Origin of the sequence: Alterinioella nitratireducens, assembly GCF_013155465.1 — a bacterium.
Classification (GTDB): Bacteria; Pseudomonadota; Alphaproteobacteria; order Rhodobacterales; family Rhodobacteraceae; genus Alterinioella; species Alterinioella nitratireducens.
In genome coordinates, this window is sequence record NZ_JABJVX010000004.1 from 291,580 (window position 1) to 309,438 (window position 17,859).

General features: G+C 65.4%; 17 protein-coding genes. 5 read left to right on the forward strand and 12 right to left on the reverse strand.

Going from position 1 to position 17,859, the window contains the following annotated elements; genetic code table 11:
* From HNS34_RS09195 to HNS34_RS09215, 5 genes are read right to left on the reverse strand one after another with little or no spacing between them, the layout of a single operon-like run.
* On the reverse strand, positions 1-1,578 hold the full coding sequence (locus HNS34_RS09195; RefSeq protein ID WP_172319755.1) for an ABC transporter ATP-binding protein: 1,578 nt from the start codon (positions 1,576-1,578) through the stop codon (positions 1-3).
* On the reverse strand, positions 1,575-2,399 hold the full coding sequence (locus HNS34_RS09200; protein ID WP_172319756.1) for an ABC transporter permease: 825 nt from the start codon (positions 2,397-2,399) through the stop codon (positions 1,575-1,577). Before HNS34_RS09200 ends, HNS34_RS09195 begins: the two co-directional genes overlap by 4 nt.
* Positions 2,396-3,412, reverse strand: a complete 1,017-nt coding sequence (locus HNS34_RS09205) for a glycosyltransferase family 2 protein (RefSeq protein ID WP_172319757.1) — start codon at positions 3,410-3,412, stop codon at positions 2,396-2,398. Before HNS34_RS09205 ends, HNS34_RS09200 begins: the two co-directional genes overlap by 4 nt.
* Positions 3,399-4,670, reverse strand: coding sequence for an FAD-dependent oxidoreductase (locus HNS34_RS09210; RefSeq protein WP_172319758.1), 1,272 nt, complete (start codon positions 4,668-4,670; stop codon positions 3,399-3,401). Before HNS34_RS09210 ends, HNS34_RS09205 begins: the two co-directional genes overlap by 14 nt.
* Positions 4,667-5,611 (reverse strand): ABC transporter permease, encoded by a 945-nt coding sequence (locus HNS34_RS09215; protein ID WP_172319759.1) that lies wholly within the window; start codon positions 5,609-5,611, stop codon positions 4,667-4,669. Before HNS34_RS09215 ends, HNS34_RS09210 begins: the two co-directional genes overlap by 4 nt.
* A 195-nt stretch (positions 5,612-5,806) precedes the next feature.
* Here HNS34_RS09215 and HNS34_RS09220 point away from each other — a divergent pair, with 195 nt between their 5' ends.
* The gene (locus HNS34_RS09220; protein WP_172319760.1) at positions 5,807-7,018 is read left to right on the forward strand and encodes an aminopeptidase P family protein; all 1,212 of its coding nucleotides are present in this window, start codon (positions 5,807-5,809) and stop codon (positions 7,016-7,018) included.
* 393 nt (positions 7,019-7,411) lie between these two features.
* On the opposite strand, the gene HNS34_RS09225 is transcribed toward HNS34_RS09220, so the two are convergent.
* Entirely contained in the window at positions 7,412-8,881 is a 1,470-nt protein-coding gene (locus HNS34_RS09225) for an ABC transporter substrate-binding protein (protein ID WP_172319761.1), read from the reverse strand.
* Between the two features lie 459 nt (positions 8,882-9,340).
* Here HNS34_RS09225 and HNS34_RS09230 point away from each other — a divergent pair, with 459 nt between their 5' ends.
* Entirely contained in the window at positions 9,341-9,661 is a 321-nt protein-coding gene (locus tag HNS34_RS09230) for a DUF1127 domain-containing protein (protein ID WP_172319762.1), read from the forward strand.
* Positions 9,662-9,749: 88 nt separating this feature from the next.
* Positions 9,750-9,938: a hypothetical protein gene (locus HNS34_RS09235; RefSeq protein WP_172319763.1), complete on the forward strand. Its 189-nt coding sequence runs from the start codon at positions 9,750-9,752 to the stop codon at positions 9,936-9,938.
* 132 nt (positions 9,939-10,070) lie between these two features.
* On the opposite strand, the gene HNS34_RS09240 is transcribed toward HNS34_RS09235, so the two are convergent.
* Together HNS34_RS09240 and HNS34_RS09245 are read right to left on the reverse strand one after the other, a co-directional pair.
* The gene (locus tag HNS34_RS09240) at positions 10,071-10,319 is read right to left on the reverse strand and encodes a hypothetical protein (protein WP_172319764.1); all 249 of its coding nucleotides are present in this window, start codon (positions 10,317-10,319) and stop codon (positions 10,071-10,073) included.
* Positions 10,320-10,394: 75 nt separating this feature from the next.
* Positions 10,395-11,681, reverse strand: a complete 1,287-nt coding sequence (locus tag HNS34_RS09245) for an acetylornithine deacetylase/succinyl-diaminopimelate desuccinylase family protein (RefSeq protein WP_172319765.1) — start codon at positions 11,679-11,681, stop codon at positions 10,395-10,397.
* Positions 11,682-11,794: 113 nt separating this feature from the next.
* Here HNS34_RS09245 and HNS34_RS09250 point away from each other — a divergent pair, with 113 nt between their 5' ends.
* Positions 11,795-12,403: a DUF1523 family protein gene (locus HNS34_RS09250; RefSeq protein ID WP_172319766.1), complete on the forward strand. Its 609-nt coding sequence runs from the start codon at positions 11,795-11,797 to the stop codon at positions 12,401-12,403.
* Between the two features lie 215 nt (positions 12,404-12,618).
* Here the strand turns inward: HNS34_RS09250 and HNS34_RS09255 are convergent, their stop codons facing one another.
* The 4 genes from HNS34_RS09255 to HNS34_RS09270 all read right to left on the reverse strand — a co-directional run bounded on the left by HNS34_RS09255 (position 12,619) and on the right by HNS34_RS09270 (position 17,295).
* The gene (locus HNS34_RS09255; protein WP_172319868.1) at positions 12,619-13,062 is read right to left on the reverse strand and encodes a MaoC family dehydratase; all 444 of its coding nucleotides are present in this window, start codon (positions 13,060-13,062) and stop codon (positions 12,619-12,621) included.
* Positions 13,063-13,179: 117 nt separating this feature from the next.
* Positions 13,180-14,052, reverse strand: coding sequence for a TIGR01459 family HAD-type hydrolase (locus tag HNS34_RS09260; protein WP_172319767.1), 873 nt, complete (start codon positions 14,050-14,052; stop codon positions 13,180-13,182).
* Positions 14,053-14,245: 193 nt separating this feature from the next.
* Positions 14,246-16,204: a bifunctional 2',3'-cyclic-nucleotide 2'-phosphodiesterase/3'-nucleotidase gene (locus HNS34_RS09265; RefSeq protein WP_172319768.1), complete on the reverse strand. Its 1,959-nt coding sequence runs from the start codon at positions 16,202-16,204 to the stop codon at positions 14,246-14,248.
* A 167-nt stretch (positions 16,205-16,371) separates the two neighbouring features.
* Complete coding sequence (locus HNS34_RS09270; protein ID WP_172319769.1) at positions 16,372-17,295, reverse strand: manganese-dependent inorganic pyrophosphatase; 924 nt, start codon at positions 17,293-17,295, stop codon at positions 16,372-16,374.
* Positions 17,296-17,535: 240 nt separating this feature from the next.
* Here HNS34_RS09270 and groES point away from each other — a divergent pair, with 240 nt between their 5' ends.
* Positions 17,536-17,823 (forward strand): co-chaperone GroES, encoded by a 288-nt coding sequence (gene groES, locus HNS34_RS09275; RefSeq protein WP_172319770.1) that lies wholly within the window; start codon positions 17,536-17,538, stop codon positions 17,821-17,823.
* The last annotated feature ends 36 nt before the right edge of the window (positions 17,824-17,859 follow it).

Sequence of the window (17,859 nt, forward strand, 5' to 3'; positions counted from 1 at the left end):
TCAGGACTCCTTTCGGGAAAACGCGGGCAGGCGCGGGGCAGCGGCCAGAAGCGCCTGCGTATAGGGGTGCCCAGGCGAGTCGAAGACGGTTTCGGTGGCGCCTTCCTCGACGATCTCGCCGGATTTCATCACCAGCACCCGGTCGGTGATGGCGCGCACCACGGTCAGGTCATGGCTGATGAAGAGGTAGCTTAGGTCGAGACGCGTCTGCAAATCCGCCAGCAGATCGAGGATCTGCGCCCGGATCGAGACGTCCAGCGCCGAGACCGCCTCGTCCAGCACAAGGATACGCGGGTTGGTGATGAGGGCGCGGGCAATGGCGATGCGCTGGCGTTGCCCGCCGGAAAACTCATGCGGGTATTTCTCCATATCGCTGGCCGACAGCCCGACCTCCTCCAGCGCGCGCCCGACCTGTTCGCGCCGCTCAGATGCCTGCGGCTTGTCGCTGATCAGGTGAAAGGGCTCGGCCACCAGATGCTCGACCTTCCAGCGCGGGTTGAAGCTGCCGTAAGGGTCTTGAAACACCACCTGGATACCTGCGCGCATGGCATGCGGCATGGTCGGGCTGACCGCATTGCCGAAGGCGCGGATCCCGCCGCCCTGGATCGGGTCGAGCCCCAGGATCGCGCGGGTCAACGTCGATTTCCCGCAGCCGCTTTCGCCGACAAGCCCCAGGCTTTCGCCCTCATGCAGGGTCAGGCTGACCTGGTTGACGGCCTTCACCGGCGGGCCACGCCGGACCCCCTTGCGCGGGCCGGGATATTCGCGGGTTGCCTGTCTCACCTCCAGCAGGGCCTGCCCGTGCGGGGCGGAGCGGCGGGTCGGCTGGTGGCGCGATGCCTCGAACAGCGACCGTGTATAGGGGTGGCGTTGCTCGCGCAGAACCACATCCGTCGCGCCATGTTCCACCAGCACGCCGCGTTGCATGACCCCGATATGGTCGGCCATGTCGGCGACAACGGCCAGGTCATGCGTGATGAGCAGCAGCGCCATATCCTCATCATCCACCAGATCGCGCAACAGCGTCAGGATTTGCGCCTGCGTGGTCACGTCCAGCGCTGTCGTCGGCTCATCCGCGATCAGGAGGCGCGGGCGCAGCGCAATGGCGGTGGCGATGCAGACGCGCTGCCGCTGGCCACCCGACAGCTCATGCGGAAAGCGGTCCAGATCAATCTGGGAAAGCCCGACCCGGTCGAGCTTTTCGCGCGCCAGGTCCAGCGCCTCGCGCCGCCCTGCCGCGCCGTGGATACGCAGGGTCTCGGCCACCTGGTCGCCGATGCTGCGCACGGGGTTGAGCGCGGTCATCGGCTCCTGGAAGATCATGCCGATATCATTGCCGCGCAAACCGCACATATCGCGCTCGGACAGCGTCAGCAGGTCGCGCCCATCCAGCCGCGCCGCGCCGCTGGTCCGCGCCCCCTGCGGCAGAAGCTGCATCAGGCTGAGCGCCGTCATCGACTTGCCCGAGCCGCTTTCGCCGACCAGCCCGAACACCTCGCCCGCGCGCATCTCGAAAGTCACGCCCTTCAGGATCTCCATCCCGTAGATATCGAGCGAGAGCCGGTCGATCCCGATCATGCGCGCACCCGCCTCAGGCGCGGGTCCAGCATGTCGCGCAAGCCGTCGCCCATCAGGTTGAGGCCAAGCACCATGAAGACGATGGCCAGCCCCGGCAGCACCGCCAGCATCGGGTGGCTGTAGATCATCGTCTGCGCATCGGCCAGCATCCGGCCCCAGCTTGGCACCGGTGGCTGCACCGAGAGGCCGACATAGGACAGCGCCGCCTCGGCCAGGATGCCGAGCGAGAACTGGATCGTGGCCTGCACGATCAGCAGGCTGGAGATATTGGGCAGGATATGCTCGGCGCTGATCCGCGTCTTGTTCTTGCCCGCCACCCGTGCGGCGAGGACGTAATCGAGCGTCCAGAGGCTCAGCGCGCCACCCCGCGCGACACGGGCGAAGACGGGGATGTTGAAGATGCCGATGGCGATGATCGCGTTGAAGGCGGAGGGGCCGAACACGGCGGTGATCAGGATGGCGATGACGAGGCTGGGGAAGGCAAAGATCAGGTCATTGCCGCGCATGATCACTTCATCCAGCAGGCTGCCCCGGTTGGCGGCGGCCGCCAGGCCAAGCGGCACGCCAAGCGCCACGCCGATCCCCACCGCGACCAGCGCCACCGCGATGGAAATGCGGGCGCCCACCATCAGCATCGACACCATGTCGCGCCCGAACTGGTCGGTGCCAAGCCAGTATTCCGCCCCCGCCGGGCGCAGCCGGTCGGCGATGATGAGGGTCTCGACGTCATGCGGCGTCCAGACCAGGCTGAGCAGCGCGATGACAAGGAAGAGCACCGACAGCACGGCTCCGATGACCAGCGAGAGGGGGAGGCGGGTCATGACGCGCTATCCTTTACCGCAGGCAGCAGATCCCGATGCCGCAGAACTTCGAGGCGTTGGGTGACACGCGACTGAAACCCCCTGCGCAGGGCCGGGGTCGGGGTTTCCTCCCAGTGCCTCATGCAGGCCCGCGAGATCCAGCGCGGCACCGGGGCGGGCCGATGCGTCAGGCAACGGGTTTCCCCGGCCTCGCGGATGCCCTGCTGGTCGGCAGGATCGGACAGATGCCCCAGCCCAAGCGCCGTCAGATGAACGCAATGCGTCATCCAGGCCGCCGCGACATTGGCGTCCGGGGTCTTCTTCCATTCCGTGTGGGTGTTGGCGCCGTGATAGTGCTTGCGGTAGAGCGGGCGCGGCACGGCGATCATCGGCCCCAGCACGGCCTGCTGCATGATCCAGGTGCTGTCGACGAACAGATCCCCCATCGGGTTCGGCTGCAACGCCAGCGCGCGCCAGCAGGGGGGCGTGCGGTTGACGGCGCGAATGCTGACGCCCGGATAGTCATCCGTGATCACATCCATGATCCGCTGCCGCAGCGTGCCGGTATGTGCCTTGGCGGCGATCCTGACCCCCTCCCGGTCCTGCAACCCGGCCAAGGAGATGTCGCTATAGGCGGCCGAGGCACCGGGGTTGTCCTGCAACGTGCCGACCAAGGTGGCGTAGTAGGTGGGGGCGGGCTCGTCATCATGCGGCAGGATGGCGAAATAGGGCGAACTGGCCAGCGCGACCAGCCGGGTCTTGTTGCGCACCCATCCAAGTCGGGCCGTCTGATGGATCACCCGGATTCCGGGATCGGCGCAGAGCCGGTCGATCTCGGGCGCGTAATGGCCGCCGTCATTGGACAGGATCACCTGGAAATCCCGAAAGGTCTGGCGGCGCAAGGCGTTCAGTGTGCGATCCAGGAACGGCGTTGCGCGGTAGGCGGGAATACAGATCGTCAGCGCCGGTCGTGCACGGTAGCCGATCGGACCGGTTGGGGCGACGGCGGGCGGGCTGCGGTCAGATTGCGGCATGGATCACCTTGCGGGGCAGGAGCGCATCGGCGGTGGCCAGGGCCAGGGCGGGGGCGGTCGTGTACTTGCCGGTGTCCAGCGTGAAATAGCCGGGGGCCAACCGGTGCAGCCCTATGGCATGGCGTTCGTGCAACTGGCTTTTCGTGTCGTCGATATCGGATGTGCCGCGTGCCACGATGAACCCGCCGCTGACCGTGTAGGGCCTGTCGAAATCCGGCACCGGCAGGTCCGACAGCGCGGGATAGAGGCGCGACAGGTTGGCGACGGTCTGGCGATGCAACCTGCGGGTTTGCGCCGCGGAGGGCTGCGGCGGTCGCATCTCGGGGCCGGTCGTCGCCGAGACCATTCCCGCCGGGTACCAGGACAGGTAGACCCGACCGCCAGGATAGGCGACCACATCGCCATAGGTGCCGAGAAAGGCGGTCATGTTGCGCAGATCCTTGCCCCCGGGGCCGGTCTCGATATTGACGCTGAACTTGAAGCGCGTGAACCAGTCGGCCCCGTCGTCAAAGCCCGAATCCCGGTCGATCTGCCTGCGTCCGGCCCAGGCCGCGTTCACGACCTGGCGAAACGGCCCATGGTCGGTGACAGCCGAGCCGTCGCATTGGATCGACCAGCCGCCCTTCCGGGGCGAACACCGGCGCACCCGGCTGTTCAGACGGATGCAAATGCGCGGATGCCGATGGATGGCCGCCGCGATCGCATCGGCCAGCGCGAAGGTATCGACCGCCCGCTCCGGCGTCGTGTAGGCCGCCACGACATCCCGAGGGCCCATACGGTAGGGCGACGGATCGAGCCGCTGCCAGGGTTCCAGCCGGTCCTCGCCCAGATAGCGCCGCGAGCCGTCCGACGCCTCCGCGATCAGTCGATCGACGGCGCTCAGATGTGCCTCCAATTGCTCGGGCGACAATTGGCTGTCATGGGGCACCAGGTAGTCGAACGGATCGGTAAGGGCCGCGTCGAATGCCCTTGCGCCGACCCACCGCTCGATGATTGGGCGAAACGCCAGCGCGCCCTCGATCATCCGGCGCGCCGTCTGACCGGTGGAATCGGCGGCGTAGACGTAACCGAGGTGGATCTTGCCCTCGTTCACGCGCGACGCGTGGCGCAGCACGTGGCTATCGGCCTCGAACAGCACGACCGAAGCGCCCCGGTCGGCGGTCTCTAGCGCCACCAGCGCACCGGCCATGCCGCCGCCGATCACGGCGATGGTCTCGTCCGCTCGTGCGGCGTGTTGGCCGGGAGGAAGGACAGTCATGACCGCCTCCGCAATCTCGGATCGGCCAGCGCATAGGCGATATCGACCAGGAAAGTGACCAGGATCACGGCGAAGACCAGCAGCATGGTGACAGATTCCACCACCACCAGGTCGCGCTGCGTGATGCCCTGAAAGATCAGCCGCCCGAGGCCGGGCAGGAAAAACACGTTCTCGATGATGATCGCGCCCGCCAGCAGGAACGAGAATTGCAGCCCGATGATCGTCAGCACCGGGATCAGCGCGTTGCGGAGCGCGTGGCGCAGCGTCACCTGGCGGCGTGTCAGCCCCTTGGCCCGCGCGGTGCGGATGTAATCCTGCCCCATGGTCTCGATCAGGGCGGAGCGCATCACGCGCGCCAGGATCGCGGCTTGCGGCAGGGCAAGGGCCACGGCGGGTAGCAGCAGGGATTTCAGCGCCGCGCCGGGCGCCTCCCAGCCCGGAAAGCCGCCCGCGTTGAACCAGCGCAGGTTGACCGCGAAGACCAGCACCAGAAGCATGGCGAACCAGAAATTCGGCACCGCGATGCCCAGTTGCGTGCCGCCCATGATGGAATAATCCGCCGCCGTGCCGCGCTTTGACGCCGCGATCAGGCCGATGGGAAACGCGATCAGGGTGGACAGGATCAACGCGAACCCCGCCAGAGGCAAGGACACCCAGAGCCGTTGCAGGATCAACTCCGACACCGGCACGCGGTAGGTGTATGAGGTGCCGAAATCGCCCTGCACCAGTCCGGTGATCCAGGTGATGTAGCGGCTGACCTTGCTGCCTGTCAGGCCCAGGTCTTCGCGCAGGGCCTGCACTGTCTCCTCGTTGGCGTTGAGGCCGAGCATGAAGGCCGCCGGATCGCCCGGAACCACCTCGATCACCACGAAGATGACAAGGCTTGCGGCAATCAGGCTGAGGCCGAGCGAGACAAGACGCCCGAGGATAAAGCGCAGCATGGGCGCGACGTTAGAGGGCGGCGCGCGCGAGGGCCAGAGGCTTGTTGAGCGCGCAGGCGAAGATTGCGTATCGCCGTGATTTCGGATACCGATCGGCGCGAGACTCAGGGCGATGGCGTCGCCCCGGCAGGTGGGTTCAGTCTGCCGCAGCATCCGCCCTGAACGCCGGGGCCTTTCTGAAAGGGAGGGTCCGCGATGTCCAACACGCGCCCGGAATTCTATCGTTTTCACAATGGCGACAAGCCCGCACTGCAATTCGCGCAGACCGAATATGACGCCCGCCTGATGGGGCTGCGCGCGATCATGGACGCAAACGGCGTCGATGCGGTCGTGCTCAGCTCCATGCACAACATCGCCTATTACTCGGGCTTCCTCTATTGCGCCTTCGGGCGCGCTTACGCGCTGGTCGTGACGGCGCGCGAGGCGGTGACGATCTCGGCGGGCATCGACGCGGGCCAGCCCTGGCGGCGGGGGGCGACCGACAACATCACCTATACCGACTGGCAGCGGGACAATTACTGGCGCGCGATTGTCCATGTCGCGGGCAAGGGCAAATCCGTGGGGATCGAGGGCGATCACCTGACCCTGGCGCAGAGCGAGAAGATGCGCGCCTTCATGCAGCCGTCCTCGGTCACCGACATCGCGCCGATGACGATGCAGCAGCGGATGCGCAAATCGCCCGCCGAGCTGGAGATCATCCGGGCGGGCGCAAACACGGCCGATGTCGGCGGCTACGCGATCCGCGATGCGGTGAAAATCGGCGCGCGCGAGATCGACATTGCCATGGCGGGCCGCGATGCGATGGAACTGGAGATCGCCAGGCGCTTCCCCGATGCCGAATATCGCGACACCTGGGTCTGGTTCCAGTCGGGCCTGAACACCGACGGCGCGCATAACCCGGTGACGGCGCGCAAGCTGGAACGGGGCGATATCCTGAGCCTCAATACATTTCCCATGATTTCAGGCTATTACACGGCGCTGGAGCGCACCATGTTCGCGGGCGAGGCCGACGCGGCGTCGCTCAAGATCTGGGAGGCGAATGTGGCCGCGCATGAATATGGCATGAGCCTGCTGAAACCGGGTGCCAGCTGTGCCGAGGTGACGCTGAAGATCAACGATTTCTTCGCCGAGCGCGACCTGCTGCAATACCGCACCTTCGGCTATGGCCATTCCTTCGGGGTGCTGTCGCATTACTACGGGCGCGAGGCCGGACTGGAACTGCGCGAGGATATCGACACGGTGCTGGAACCCGGCATGGTGATCTCGATGGAGCCGATGCTGACGATTCCCGAGGGCCAGCCGGGGGCGGGTGGCTACCGCGAGCATGACATCCTGTTCATCACGGAAGGTGGCAACGAGAACGTCACGGGCTACCCCTACGGGCCGGAGTTCAACGTCGTCGGATAGGCCAAAACGGCCGTGCACCCTGCGTACACCCCCCGATACACCCCCCGTGCATACCGGGGATCGCAGGGCGTGGCTTGGGCGCCGTCTTGTCGGGCGGCGCCCATGTGGTGTCTCGGCGCTTGCGCGCCGACCGGCGGGCGGCCCGCGTCAGGCCCCCTTCGGGAGCCCTCCTTGGGCCGCATTGCCATGCGCGTGGGGCAGGGGACGGTATTCGGGTTGGGACCGTTCCAGCGCGGGTCAGGGGGCGGAGCCTTCCCTTTCAGCGGCATATGCCGCCTATCGGGCACTGGGCGGAGGTATTTATCGGCAAAATGAAAGCAGAATCAGCCGAGGAGCGCCCGGCACCGGGGGCGAGGAGGCCCCCGCGTTCGGGCGGGGGCCCCAAAGGCCGTGTCAGTCGGTCCAGCGCACATCCGTCAGGTCATTGGCCTGGGTCGGAGAGTTTTCCCACAGACCTTCGATATCGGCATTCGCGACGCCGATCTTGGCCAGCTGGAACAGGAACCCGTTGACGTAATCGGCGGCGATCATCTCCTGCGCCTGTTGCAGGAGGGCCGAGCGCTCCTCGGGATCGGTGGTCAGGGTCAGCGTGTCCATCAGCGCATTGAACTCGGGGTTGTCATACTGGAAATAGTAATCCTCCCGCGCGTAGATGCCGATATCCATGGGTTCGGTATGGCTGACGATGGTCAGGTCATAGTCATGGCCCCGGAACACCTGTTCCAGCCATTGCGCCCATTCCAGGTTGGTGATCTCGATATCGAGCCCCACGTCACGCAGTTGCGCTGCCACGATCTGGCCGCCCTGCCGCGCATAGGAGGGCGGCGGCAGCATCAGGCGCAGGGTGATGCCCTCGGCCCCTGCCTCGGCCAGCAGGGCGCGGGCGGCGTCGGGATCATATGGAGAGTTGCCGGTGAGGTCGACATAATCGGGGTGGTGCGGCGCGAAATGGCTGCCGATGGGGGTGCCATAGCCGAACATCGCCCCGTCGATGATGTCCTGCCGGTTGATCGCATGGGCAATGGCCTGGCGCACGCGGATGTCGCTGAGATACTCGGCCTGGTTGTTGGTCGAGAGGATGGTTTCCCCTTCCGTAGAGCCGACGATGACGTTGAAGCGGGGGTCGGCCTCGAACTGGCCCAGGGTCTCGGGCGCGGGGAAGTTGGGGAAGGCATCGACATCGCCCGCCATCATCGCGGCAAAGGCCGCGTTGGGGTCCGAGATGAAGCGGAAGGTGGCCGCCTCCAGCGCCGGGGCCTCGCCCCAGTAATCGGCGTAGCGGGTCAGTTCCACCCGGTCGCCCTGCACCCATTCCGAGAAGGCGAAGGGACCGGTGCCGATGGGGTTGGTCTCAAGGCTGTCGGCGCTTTCCGGCGCGACCATCACGGCATCGCCCCAGGCCATGTTGAACAGGAAGGAGCCGTTCGGATCGGAGAGCGTCACCACCAGCGTGGTGTCATCCGCGGCTTCGACGCTTTCGATCCCCGCGAAAAGCGCGGGCTGCGCATTGGTGGAGCCTTCCGCGCGGGCGCGGTCGAGGCTGAAGACGGCATCTTCCGCCGTGAAATCACTGCCGTCATGGAAGGTCACACCCTCGCGCAGGTGGAAGGTGTAGGTCAGCCCGTCCTCGGAGATATCCCAGGATTCAGCCAGCCCCGGCACCACGGCGCCATCCGAGGCGAAGCGGGTCAGCCCTTCGAAGACATTGGCATAGACCACTTCGTCGATGGCGGCGGCGGCCCCGCCGGTCGGGTCGAGGTTTGGCGGTTCAAGCACCATGCCGACGGTGATATCGGTGGTGGTGGCAAAGGCGGCACCCGCGCCGAGCAAAAGCGCCAGCGCGGTGCTGTGCAGAAGTTTCATGTCCCATCTCCCTGTCTTGCCCGAGGATGTCGCGGGCCCGGGGCACATCAAACGCGGGCAGCGCCGCCAGATCAAGTATCGTGGTGAAAAAAGCGGCAAAATACCGGGCCCGCCGCACCGCGGATGGTCACCTGCCATCGGGTCGGCGCTTTCATGCCGATGGCGGCTTCATCGCCTTGTAAAAAAGGGGCGCGCGGCCCATATCAAAGGCATGACGATGCTCCGCTTGAATATGAGGCCCCCGCTTTTCGCGGGGGGTCTGCTGAACCGCCGGTAACCCCGGGCGGGCTTGATCGCTATTGCCGATCGCCTGCCTCGGGGATTGTCCGATCTTTCCTAAGATCACCCTGAAATGATGCAAGACCCCGTGCGCATGCGGGCCAGTGCCCTCCGGCCTGGGCCGGACTTTGCGCATGGCCTCTGCGTCAATGCCACAATTCGACTTATCAGGAGAATGATATGCACCCTGTTTACCTGCACCGAGACTTCATGACCTACCGCAACCACGCCGCCAATCGCAACACCGCCCCCCGCGAGGGGATTTTGCGCCGCTGGTTGCGCGCCCGGATCCGGGCCTGGCAGAGGCGCAAGATGATCTCTGCGCTGCATGCGATGGATGACCGGCTGTTGCACGATATCGGCATCGAGCGCAGCCGGATTTCCGACGTGGTCGACGGCCTCAATGACCGCGAATTGCGGATGCGACCCGTCGAGAAGCGTGCCGTTTCCGGCATCGACCGGGTGCGCGGCGCCGCGCTGCCCCTCAATCGCGCGGCGTAAGCCCCCGGTCGTCAGCGGCGCGCGCCCAATCCCCCAACTCGGGGCGCGCGCCGCATCTTGAAGATTTCCATGTGAGAGGAGTGAGACAATGATCAGCGCAGCCGATTTCGAAGAGCTGTTCCCCGATCTGTTCGGCCCCGAGGCGGCAAGAGACGGCAAGAGCGACAAGCCCTCACCCGCCTGCCTGTTGCGATGGGAAGGTGAGGGTGGCCAGATTCGCCAGGGGCCCCATCCGGATGACAGGTCAAGGACGACGGCAGTTTCGGCCCTGGTCTGAGCGACCCGGACGCCTCGGCTGGAAACGGAAGCGTCCCCTTTGAATGCCAAAAGCCCGGCAGAGGATCCGCGATGGATGCTCTGCCGGGCTCTTCTGTTTCCTGCTGCGCGTCAGGTGACGCGGCGGCCTGGATCAGGCCTCGTCGCGGCGGCTCAGATATTCGGTCCAGTGCGGGATCGTCCTGGGCGCGGCGGGCTTGGGCGCAGCGTCGCTATCTGCCGCGGGGCGCAGGCGCAGCCCGGACAGAAGCAGGGCATAGGGGGAGGTGTGCAATGCGAGGGCCATCTGGCGTCTCCGTTTCTTGATGTCGATGCCCCGTCGGGGCCGGTCGAGCGGGATATAGGGCGTGCCGCCCACCCTTCGCCACAGATCATTCGGCATTGCCGGATTGCGCCAGGCGCAAGGCTCGCCTCCGGCGGAAACGGTTTGCGGTCAGAGATTTGGCCCGCGTGATCCTCAGACCAGCAATTCTTCCAGCGTCAGCGCCATCACCTTGGCGCTGTCCAGCATGTCCCGCACGCCGATCCATTCATCGGGCTGATGCGCGAGGTCCAATATGCCCGGCCCATAGGCGATGCAGTTCTTCAGCTTGCCGATCCGGTCGATATGCTTCTGGTCATAGGTGCCGGGCGAGACGACGAATTCGGCCTCCTTCTCCAGCACTTTCGCAATCGCGCCCTGCACGGTGCGCACGACCGGCGCATCCTCCTCGGTCATGCTCGGCTGCACCTCGAACAGGTCGCGGATCTCGTAGTGGAAATTCGGTCGGCTCGCCTTGATCCCCTCCAGCATCTTCCGCATCTCGGCCTTCACCTCCGCAATCTCCTCCTCCATCAGGAAACGGCGGTCCAGCACGATACGGCAGCGGTCGGCGACGCAAGGCGAGGGCAGGCCGGTATAGTCGATCTCCTGTTCCGGCTCACCGCCATGGATCGAGTTGATGTTCAGCGTCGATTGCTTCGCGCCTTCGGGCACCACCGGCATGGCGGTGCGCTTGGAGGCCAGGAGGGGGTAGAGGCTCGCCTCCATCTCCTCCAGCACCGCGCCCATGTGGCGGATGGCGCTGTCGCCCAGGAACGGCATCGAGCCATGCGCGATGCGGCCATGGGTCTCGACCTCGGCCCACCAGACGCCGCGATGGCCCAGGCAGATGCGATCCTTGTTGAGCGGCTCGGGGATGATGACGTGCTGGACCCTTTCGGGACTGAACCAGCCATGTTCGGCCAGGTAGGCCACCCCGCCATAGCCCCCCGATTCCTCATCCGCCGTGGCGCTGATCTCGATGGCGCCGGAATAATCGGGGAAACAGGCGATAAACGCCTCGGCGGCGATGACCGAGGTGGCGAGCCCACCCTTCATGTCGCAGGTGCCGCGCCCGTAGATGCGCCCGTCCTTCAACTCGGCCCCGAAGGGATCGAAACTCCAGCCATGGCCGACCTCGACCACGTCGTGATGGCTGTTGAAATGCACGCACTCACCGGGGCCGCCCGATCCGTGATGGCGCGCGACCATGTTCCAGCGCTGGTATTTCTCGCTGTCGGCGGGCGCCCCCTTGGCGCGGATCATGTCGACATGGAAGCCCTTGCGCGCCAGCCGGTCGCTCAGGAAATCGCAGATCTGGTGGTAATGCCGCCCCGGCGGGTTCAGCGTGGCGATGCGCACGAGATCCTGGGTGAGGGCGATCAGATCGGCCTCGCGGGCGGCGATCTCGGCGAAGAGGCGGGTGGGGGTCGGGTTGGTCATGCCCCATACTCTGCGCGCCGCGTGACCGGCCCGCAAGCCCCCGCATTTGGGTTGGAGCGGGCGCGCGAACGCGCTAAGACCTTGGACGAGTTCGGATATGGGGTGATGCCGCGATGAGATGGGCCCGCTGGATAATTCTGCTGCTGATCGCGGCCGCGATCGGGGCCGTGCTGCATTACAACCTGCCGCAGCGCGACGTGGTGCGGGTGGTGGAGACGACCGAGATCCGGATCGACTTCTCGGCCTGGAACCGGCCCTTCTATACCTCGGGCGACTCGGGCGGCGGCACCAACCTGGACCAGCGCGACATCCGCTTCATCCGCACCATCCGCCCCGATGGCCGCCCGTCGGTCTATCGCAACGAGGATACCGGCTGGTTCGGCTGGCCGCCCTATTTCAAGACCGACAGCGAGGATCTGCAGACCGAGGCGGGGGCGCTGGTTTCGGATGCGGACAGCCCCGACTGGGTGCTGGTGACGCATTACGGCTGGCGGTCGAACCCGCTCTCGATCTATCCCAACGCGATCTCGATCCGGCCCGTGGACGGCCCGGATGACAAGCCCTTCCCCTGGTCCAACATCATCGTCCTGGCGCTGCTGGTGCTGGCGGGTTTCGCGCTCTGGCGGCTTTGGGAGCGGTTCGAGGAGCGGGTTGTCGTGCCGATTGTCGATGGCGTGTTGGTGCGCTGGGCCAAGCTCAAGGACTGGGTCCGGGGCCGCTGACCGGTCCGCGTCAGGCCCCCTCGCGGGAGCCCTCCTTGAACCGGATTGCCATGGATGGGTGCGCGGGGGGCGGTCTTCGCGAAGAGGCCGGGTCGCAAGCCCATGCGTCAGGGCTCAGGTATTTGGACGAAGAAGATGACGGCAATCGGGCTCAGATCTTCCATCACCGCCCGAAACGACGTCGAAGGCGTCGCAACCCGCAGGTGAACATCGCCTCAGTCGAATTTCCGCGACGGGGCCAGCACCACGGCCTCACCCTTGAGCACCGGTTTGCCGTCGATGCTGCATTCGGTCACCATCACAACCTTGCGCTTGGCGATATCCATGTCGGTCACGCGGACCTCGGCGCGCACGATGTCGCCGGGGCGCACGGGCGCGAGGAATTTCAGCGTCTGGCCGAGATAGACGGTGCCATGGCCCGGCAACTGTTCCCCGATCACGGCCGAGATCAATCCCGCCGTCAGCATCCCATGCGCGATGCGGCCCTCGAAGATTGTGTCCTGCGCATAGGCGTCGTCCAGATGCACCGGGTTGTGATCGGTGGAGACCTCGGCGAACAGTTCGATATCCCGATCCGTCACTTCTTTTACAAGATGTCGGGTCATGCCGATCTCGATATCTTCGATGCAGATCGTGCCGCGGGGGAAGTTGTCCAGCATATCCGGGATCCTGTCAGCCATTTGGCAAGATCATAGACCAGAATCGAAAATGCTGCAATGCAGAAGTAATATAAAGTCAAGTGAATGGCCGTTTGGTGAAATTAAATTACGAGAACCCTATCGCAGATAGCCGATCGACCAGCGGGCCGAAAGCTGCGCCTCGTCCAGATAGGCCGCCAGTTTCTCCGGGTCGGGCTGGCCGGATGTGCCGGTTTCGCCCCGTGCCAGGCCGCCAGTGATGAAGAGCGCGTCGATCCCCTCGCCAAGCGCGCCCTGGATGTCGGTGCGGATGCCGTCGCCCACGGCCAGCACGCGCTCGGGCGCAAAATCGACCTGCAACTGCGCCAGCCGCATCCGGGCCAGTTCATAGATCGGGGCGTGCGGCTTGCCGAAATAGAGGCTCTCGCCGCCCATCTCGGTGTAGAGCGCGGCAATCGCGCCGGCGCACCATTCCCGTGCCTCGCCGCGATCGACCACGATATCGGGATTGGCGCAGAGCAGCTTGAGCCCGCGCGCCTTGGCGGAGAGCAGTTGCGGGCGCAAGGTTGACGGGTCGGCCTTCGGGTCGAAGGGGCCGGTGCAGACGATGCCCTCGGCCTGTTCCAGGTCGACTCGCTCGATCTCGACCGCGTCGCCGACGATCTCCATGGGCGCGAAGAAGCCTTCGTCATGCGCCTCGCCGATATGCCAGACCTTGTGGCCCACCATGCCGCGCAGCATCGCGGCCCGCGCGCTGTCGCCCGAGGAGGCGATGATGTCCCAACAGTCGCGCGGCACGCCCAACTTGCCCAATTGCCGCTCGACGCTGGCGCGCGGGCGGGGCGAGTTGGTCAGTAGCAGCACGGTGCCGCCGCCTGCCTTGAAGCCGCGCAAAGCCGCGACCGCGTCGGGAAAGGCGGTCAACCCGTCATGCAGGCAGCCCCAGAGATCGCAATAGAGCACGTCATAGCGGTCGGAGACCTCGGAGAGGGCGGAGATGATCTGGGTCATGGCGGGCCTCCTGGGTTGCGGGTCGCACCCATGAATAGGGGCGCGGTGCAGGATTTGGAAGGGGTAGGCGGGCCCGCCCGCCCACCCCTTTTTCGGGGCGCTGCCCGTCGCCATTGTCGCTCGGACCAATGGTGCAACAATGACGACCCCCGAGGTATTTCCGGCAAAATGAAAGGGGTCCGGGGGCCTGGCGTCAGAGCGTGATGCGGAAGCGGGCGAAGCCATCGGGGCCGTCGCCCGCCGGTTCGATCTCGACCCCCGGAACGCCGTCGGCATAGGGGGCCGCATCGGGGCCGGTATCGAACAGCACCGTGGTGTCCGCGAGCGGGGCGAAGGACCAGTTGCCATCCGCCGCCGGGTTGATGGTGCCCTGTTCCACGATATAGCGCACGATCACGTCGCGGTTGGTGTCGGGGCCCTCGAACACGGTGGTTTCCGGCGAGGCGCCGGGGAAGTCGCCGCCGCCGCCCGCGCGGTAGTTGTTGGTGGCCACGATGAACTCCATGTCCGGTGTCACCGGCGCACCGTTATAGGTCAAGTTGACGATCCGCTGCGCATCGGGGTTGAGCGGCTCGCCGCGCGCGGTGAAGCGCGAGGGCTGGCTCAGGTCGATCTGGTAGTCCACCCCGTCGATCACGTCGAAATTGTAGGAGGGGAATTCGTCGTTCAGCAACACCTGGTCCTGTTCGCCCGGCGTGATCTGGTTGAAGATACCGGCGGAGCGTTCCAGCCAGGCCTGCAATTGTTCCCCATTGATGCGCACTGCGCGCACCGTGTTGGGGTAGAGGTAGAGGTCGGCCACGTTGCGGATCGCTACGTCGCCCACGGGCACGTCGGTATAGTATTGCGGCCCGCCCCGGCCCCCGGCCTTGAAGGGCGCGGCGGCCGACAGGATCGGCAGGCCCTCATGCTCGGTGCCCGCCATCATCTGCTCGATATACCAGATCTGCGCGATCGAGACGATCTGCACCGAAGGGTCATCGGCGACCAGCGCGAAATAGCTGTGCAGCGGCGCCTCGGTCCGGCCCACGGCGCGGCGGACATAATCCAGCGTCGCCTCATGTTCCTCTTGCGCGGCGGCCTCGACCTCCTCAACGCTCTCGACCAGGGCCGTGATCGAGCGGTCCTCGTTGCGCATCGAGATGGGGCGGGCCTCGGTCTCATGCGCGACGATGCGCCAGGCGCCGCCCTCGCGCGCCAGCATCAGGTCGATGAGGCCCATATGGCTGCCCCAGAAGCCGCCCATCGTGGCGGGCTTGCCCATGATCGTGCCGGTATCGGCATCGACCCCGGCGGCCTCTGCGTAATCCGGGCCGGGGAAGACGCGGTGATGGTGGCCGGTCAGGATCGCGTCGATGCCTTCGACGGCGGCCAGCGGGATCGAGGCGTTTTCCTGGCCATCGACATGATCCGCCTCGCCGATGCCGGAATGCGATAGCGCGATGATCAGGTCGGCGCCTTCCTCGCGCATTTGCGGAACATAGGCGCGCGCGGTTTCCACGATGTCGCGGGCCTGCACGTTGCCCTCCAGGTGCTGGCGGTCCCAGTTCATGATCTGCGGCGGCACGAAGCCGATGAGCCCGATCCGGATGTCATGCGTCTCGCCCGCGCCATCGGTCATCTGGTGGTCGAAGATCGCGTAGGGCGGCACAAGCGTCACGTCTTCGCGCGGGCCTGCCCCCATCTCGCGGACGACATTGGCCGAGATCACGGGGAAATTCGCGCCCGAGACCGTGTTCATCAGGAAATCCAGCCCGTAATTGAACTCGTGATTGCCGAGCGTCGAGCCCTGGTAGCCAAGCACGTTCATCGCCGAGATGATCGGGTGCATGTCACCCTCGGACATGCCGCGCTCATAGGCGATGTAATCGCCCATCGGGTTGCCTTGCAGGAAATCGCCATTGTCGAGCAGGAGCGAATTGGTGCTTTCGTCGCGCACCGCCTGGATCAGCGCCGCGGTGCGGCTGAGGCCCACGGTATCGACGGGGCGGTCGCCGTAATAATCATAGGGGAAGACATGCACATGCAGGTCGGTCGTCTCCATGATCCGCAGATGCGCCTGGTTGGCCTGCGCATTGGCGGAAAACGGGTGCAGGGCGATGAAGCTGGCAGAGCCTGCAAGGAACGTGCGGCGGTCGATGATGAATGCCATGGGGGAACCCTCCTGTCGGTATCGGCTTGTTATCCGTATGCCCCGATCATGACGGTTTTTTACCAACCGGTCAGTGATTCCTTGCCTCGCCCGCCGAACGCGCAAAAAAAGGGGCGGCCCGTTCGGAACCGCCCCTCGCAATATCACCGCATCGCAGGGTTTTCGGGTTACATCGCCAGGTTCGGGATGATCTGTTTCTTGCGGCTGACGACACCCGGCAGCACCACGGTGTCGGCGTCGCCGCAGACGGTGGCAAAGCTCTTCTCTGCCACCTGCCGGGTCAGCGCGTTGGGGATCAGCATGGTGCTTTCCTCGTTCAGGATGTCGACGACGAAGAGAAGAACCTGATCGACGCCATCTTCTTCCGCGACGGCCTTCATGCTCTCCATCAGGCTGGCCTTGCGGTCCAGAACCGTGTCGGGCGAGGTGGTCTCCAGGACCGAGACGCGGAACTTGGTCTCGCCGACGGCATATTCCTTGCTGTCCATGCGCAGCAATTCGGCATCCGAGAAGCGCGAGACATCGGATTTGGCGGCGAACATCTCGGCGGCGTAGTCGCCCACGTCGATCCCCAGATCCCCGGCCAGCGCCGCCACGACATCGCGGTCGGCCTGGGTCGTGGTGGGCGAGCGGAATTCCAGCGTGTCCGAGAGGATGCAGGACAGCATCGCGCCCTTGATCGCCTCGGGCATCTTGGCGGCATCCGCGCCCATCAGGTCATGCATGATGGTGGCGGTGCAGGCGACGGGGCGGATGGTGATGTCGATCGGGCCTTTCGTTTCCAGACCGCCGACCAGCTTGTGATGGTCGATGATGGCCTGGATGTCGGTGGCGTTGATCCCCTCGGGCAGTTCGGCGGGGTTGTTGGTGTCCACGATGACCACGGGCGTGCCGGGTGCCACCTCCGAGATGATCTCGGGCTTGTCGAGGTTCCAGCGCTCCAGCACGAAGGCGGCTTCGGTGTTGGGCTCACCAAGCAGGCGGGCGCTGGCGGTCTCGCCCATCACCTCGTTCAGATACCAGGCCCAGATCAGGGGCGAGCCGGTGGAATCGGTGTCGGGGGATTTGTGGCCGAATACGAGTGTGGTCATGGGTCAGGGTCCGTCAATCATGTGCGAAATCTGGCGTCTTATAGGGGCGCGGGGCGGGCTTGTCATGGGGCGATTGCACGCGGGCGGCTTTGCAGCGGGCGCAAGGGGCGGTGGGCGCGCGATTTGTTTCGGCGCGGTTGTTGACAGGCGCGGGGCCGCCGCATATCTACCCTCCGTTATCACTCGACAGGGATGAGTGCTAACGACAGGTATAACACGAACCGAAGGAGAGTTCGACAGATGGCATTTGCACCTCTGCATGACCGGGTTCTGGTCGAGCGCATTGAAAGCGACGAAAAGACCGCAGGCGGCCTGATCATCCCCGACAGCGCGAAAGAGAAACCCGCCGAAGGCAAAGTGGTTGCCGTTGGCGCCGGTGCCAAGGACGAGGATGGCGACCGCATCGCCATGGACGTCAAGGAAGGCGACAAGGTCCTGTTCGGCAAGTGGTCCGGCACCGAGATCACGCTTGACGGCAAGGAACTGCTGATCATGAAGGAAAGCGACATCCTCGGGATCATTTCCTGAGCGCTCGCTGACCTCCAACCCGAATTTCAAGAGATA

Excerpts from the sequence above, each read along its gene's own strand:
- HNS34_RS09195 (WP_172319755.1), bottom strand. The coding sequence starts at position 1,578 with ATGATCGGGATCGACCGGCTCTCGCTCGATATCTACGGGATGGAGATC.
- HNS34_RS09200 (WP_172319756.1), bottom strand. The coding sequence starts at position 2,399 with ATGACCCGCCTCCCCCTCTCGCTGGTCATCGGAGCCGTGCTGTCGGTG.
- HNS34_RS09205 (WP_172319757.1), bottom strand. The coding sequence starts at position 3,412 with ATGCCGCAATCTGACCGCAGCCCGCCCGCCGTCGCCCCAACCGGTCCG.
- HNS34_RS09210 (WP_172319758.1), bottom strand. The coding sequence starts at position 4,670 with ATGACTGTCCTTCCTCCCGGCCAACACGCCGCACGAGCGGACGAGACC.
- HNS34_RS09215 (WP_172319759.1), bottom strand. The coding sequence starts at position 5,611 with ATGCTGCGCTTTATCCTCGGGCGTCTTGTCTCGCTCGGCCTCAGCCTG.
- HNS34_RS09220 (WP_172319760.1), top strand. The coding sequence starts at position 5,807 with ATGTCCAACACGCGCCCGGAATTCTATCGTTTTCACAATGGCGACAAG.
- HNS34_RS09225 (WP_172319761.1), bottom strand. The coding sequence starts at position 8,881 with ATGAAACTTCTGCACAGCACCGCGCTGGCGCTTTTGCTCGGCGCGGGT.
- HNS34_RS09230 (WP_172319762.1), top strand. The coding sequence starts at position 9,341 with ATGCACCCTGTTTACCTGCACCGAGACTTCATGACCTACCGCAACCAC.
- HNS34_RS09235 (WP_172319763.1), top strand. The coding sequence starts at position 9,750 with ATGATCAGCGCAGCCGATTTCGAAGAGCTGTTCCCCGATCTGTTCGGC.
- HNS34_RS09240 (WP_172319764.1), bottom strand. The coding sequence starts at position 10,319 with ATGCCGAATGATCTGTGGCGAAGGGTGGGCGGCACGCCCTATATCCCG.
- HNS34_RS09245 (WP_172319765.1), bottom strand. The coding sequence starts at position 11,681 with ATGACCAACCCGACCCCCACCCGCCTCTTCGCCGAGATCGCCGCCCGC.
- HNS34_RS09250 (WP_172319766.1), top strand. The coding sequence starts at position 11,795 with ATGAGATGGGCCCGCTGGATAATTCTGCTGCTGATCGCGGCCGCGATC.
- HNS34_RS09255 (WP_172319868.1), bottom strand. The coding sequence starts at position 13,062 with ATGCTGGACAACTTCCCCCGCGGCACGATCTGCATCGAAGATATCGAG.
- HNS34_RS09260 (WP_172319767.1), bottom strand. The coding sequence starts at position 14,052 with ATGACCCAGATCATCTCCGCCCTCTCCGAGGTCTCCGACCGCTATGAC.
- HNS34_RS09265 (WP_172319768.1), bottom strand. The coding sequence starts at position 16,204 with ATGGCATTCATCATCGACCGCCGCACGTTCCTTGCAGGCTCTGCCAGC.
- HNS34_RS09270 (WP_172319769.1), bottom strand. The coding sequence starts at position 17,295 with ATGACCACACTCGTATTCGGCCACAAATCCCCCGACACCGATTCCACC.
- groES (WP_172319770.1), top strand. The coding sequence starts at position 17,536 with ATGGCATTTGCACCTCTGCATGACCGGGTTCTGGTCGAGCGCATTGAA.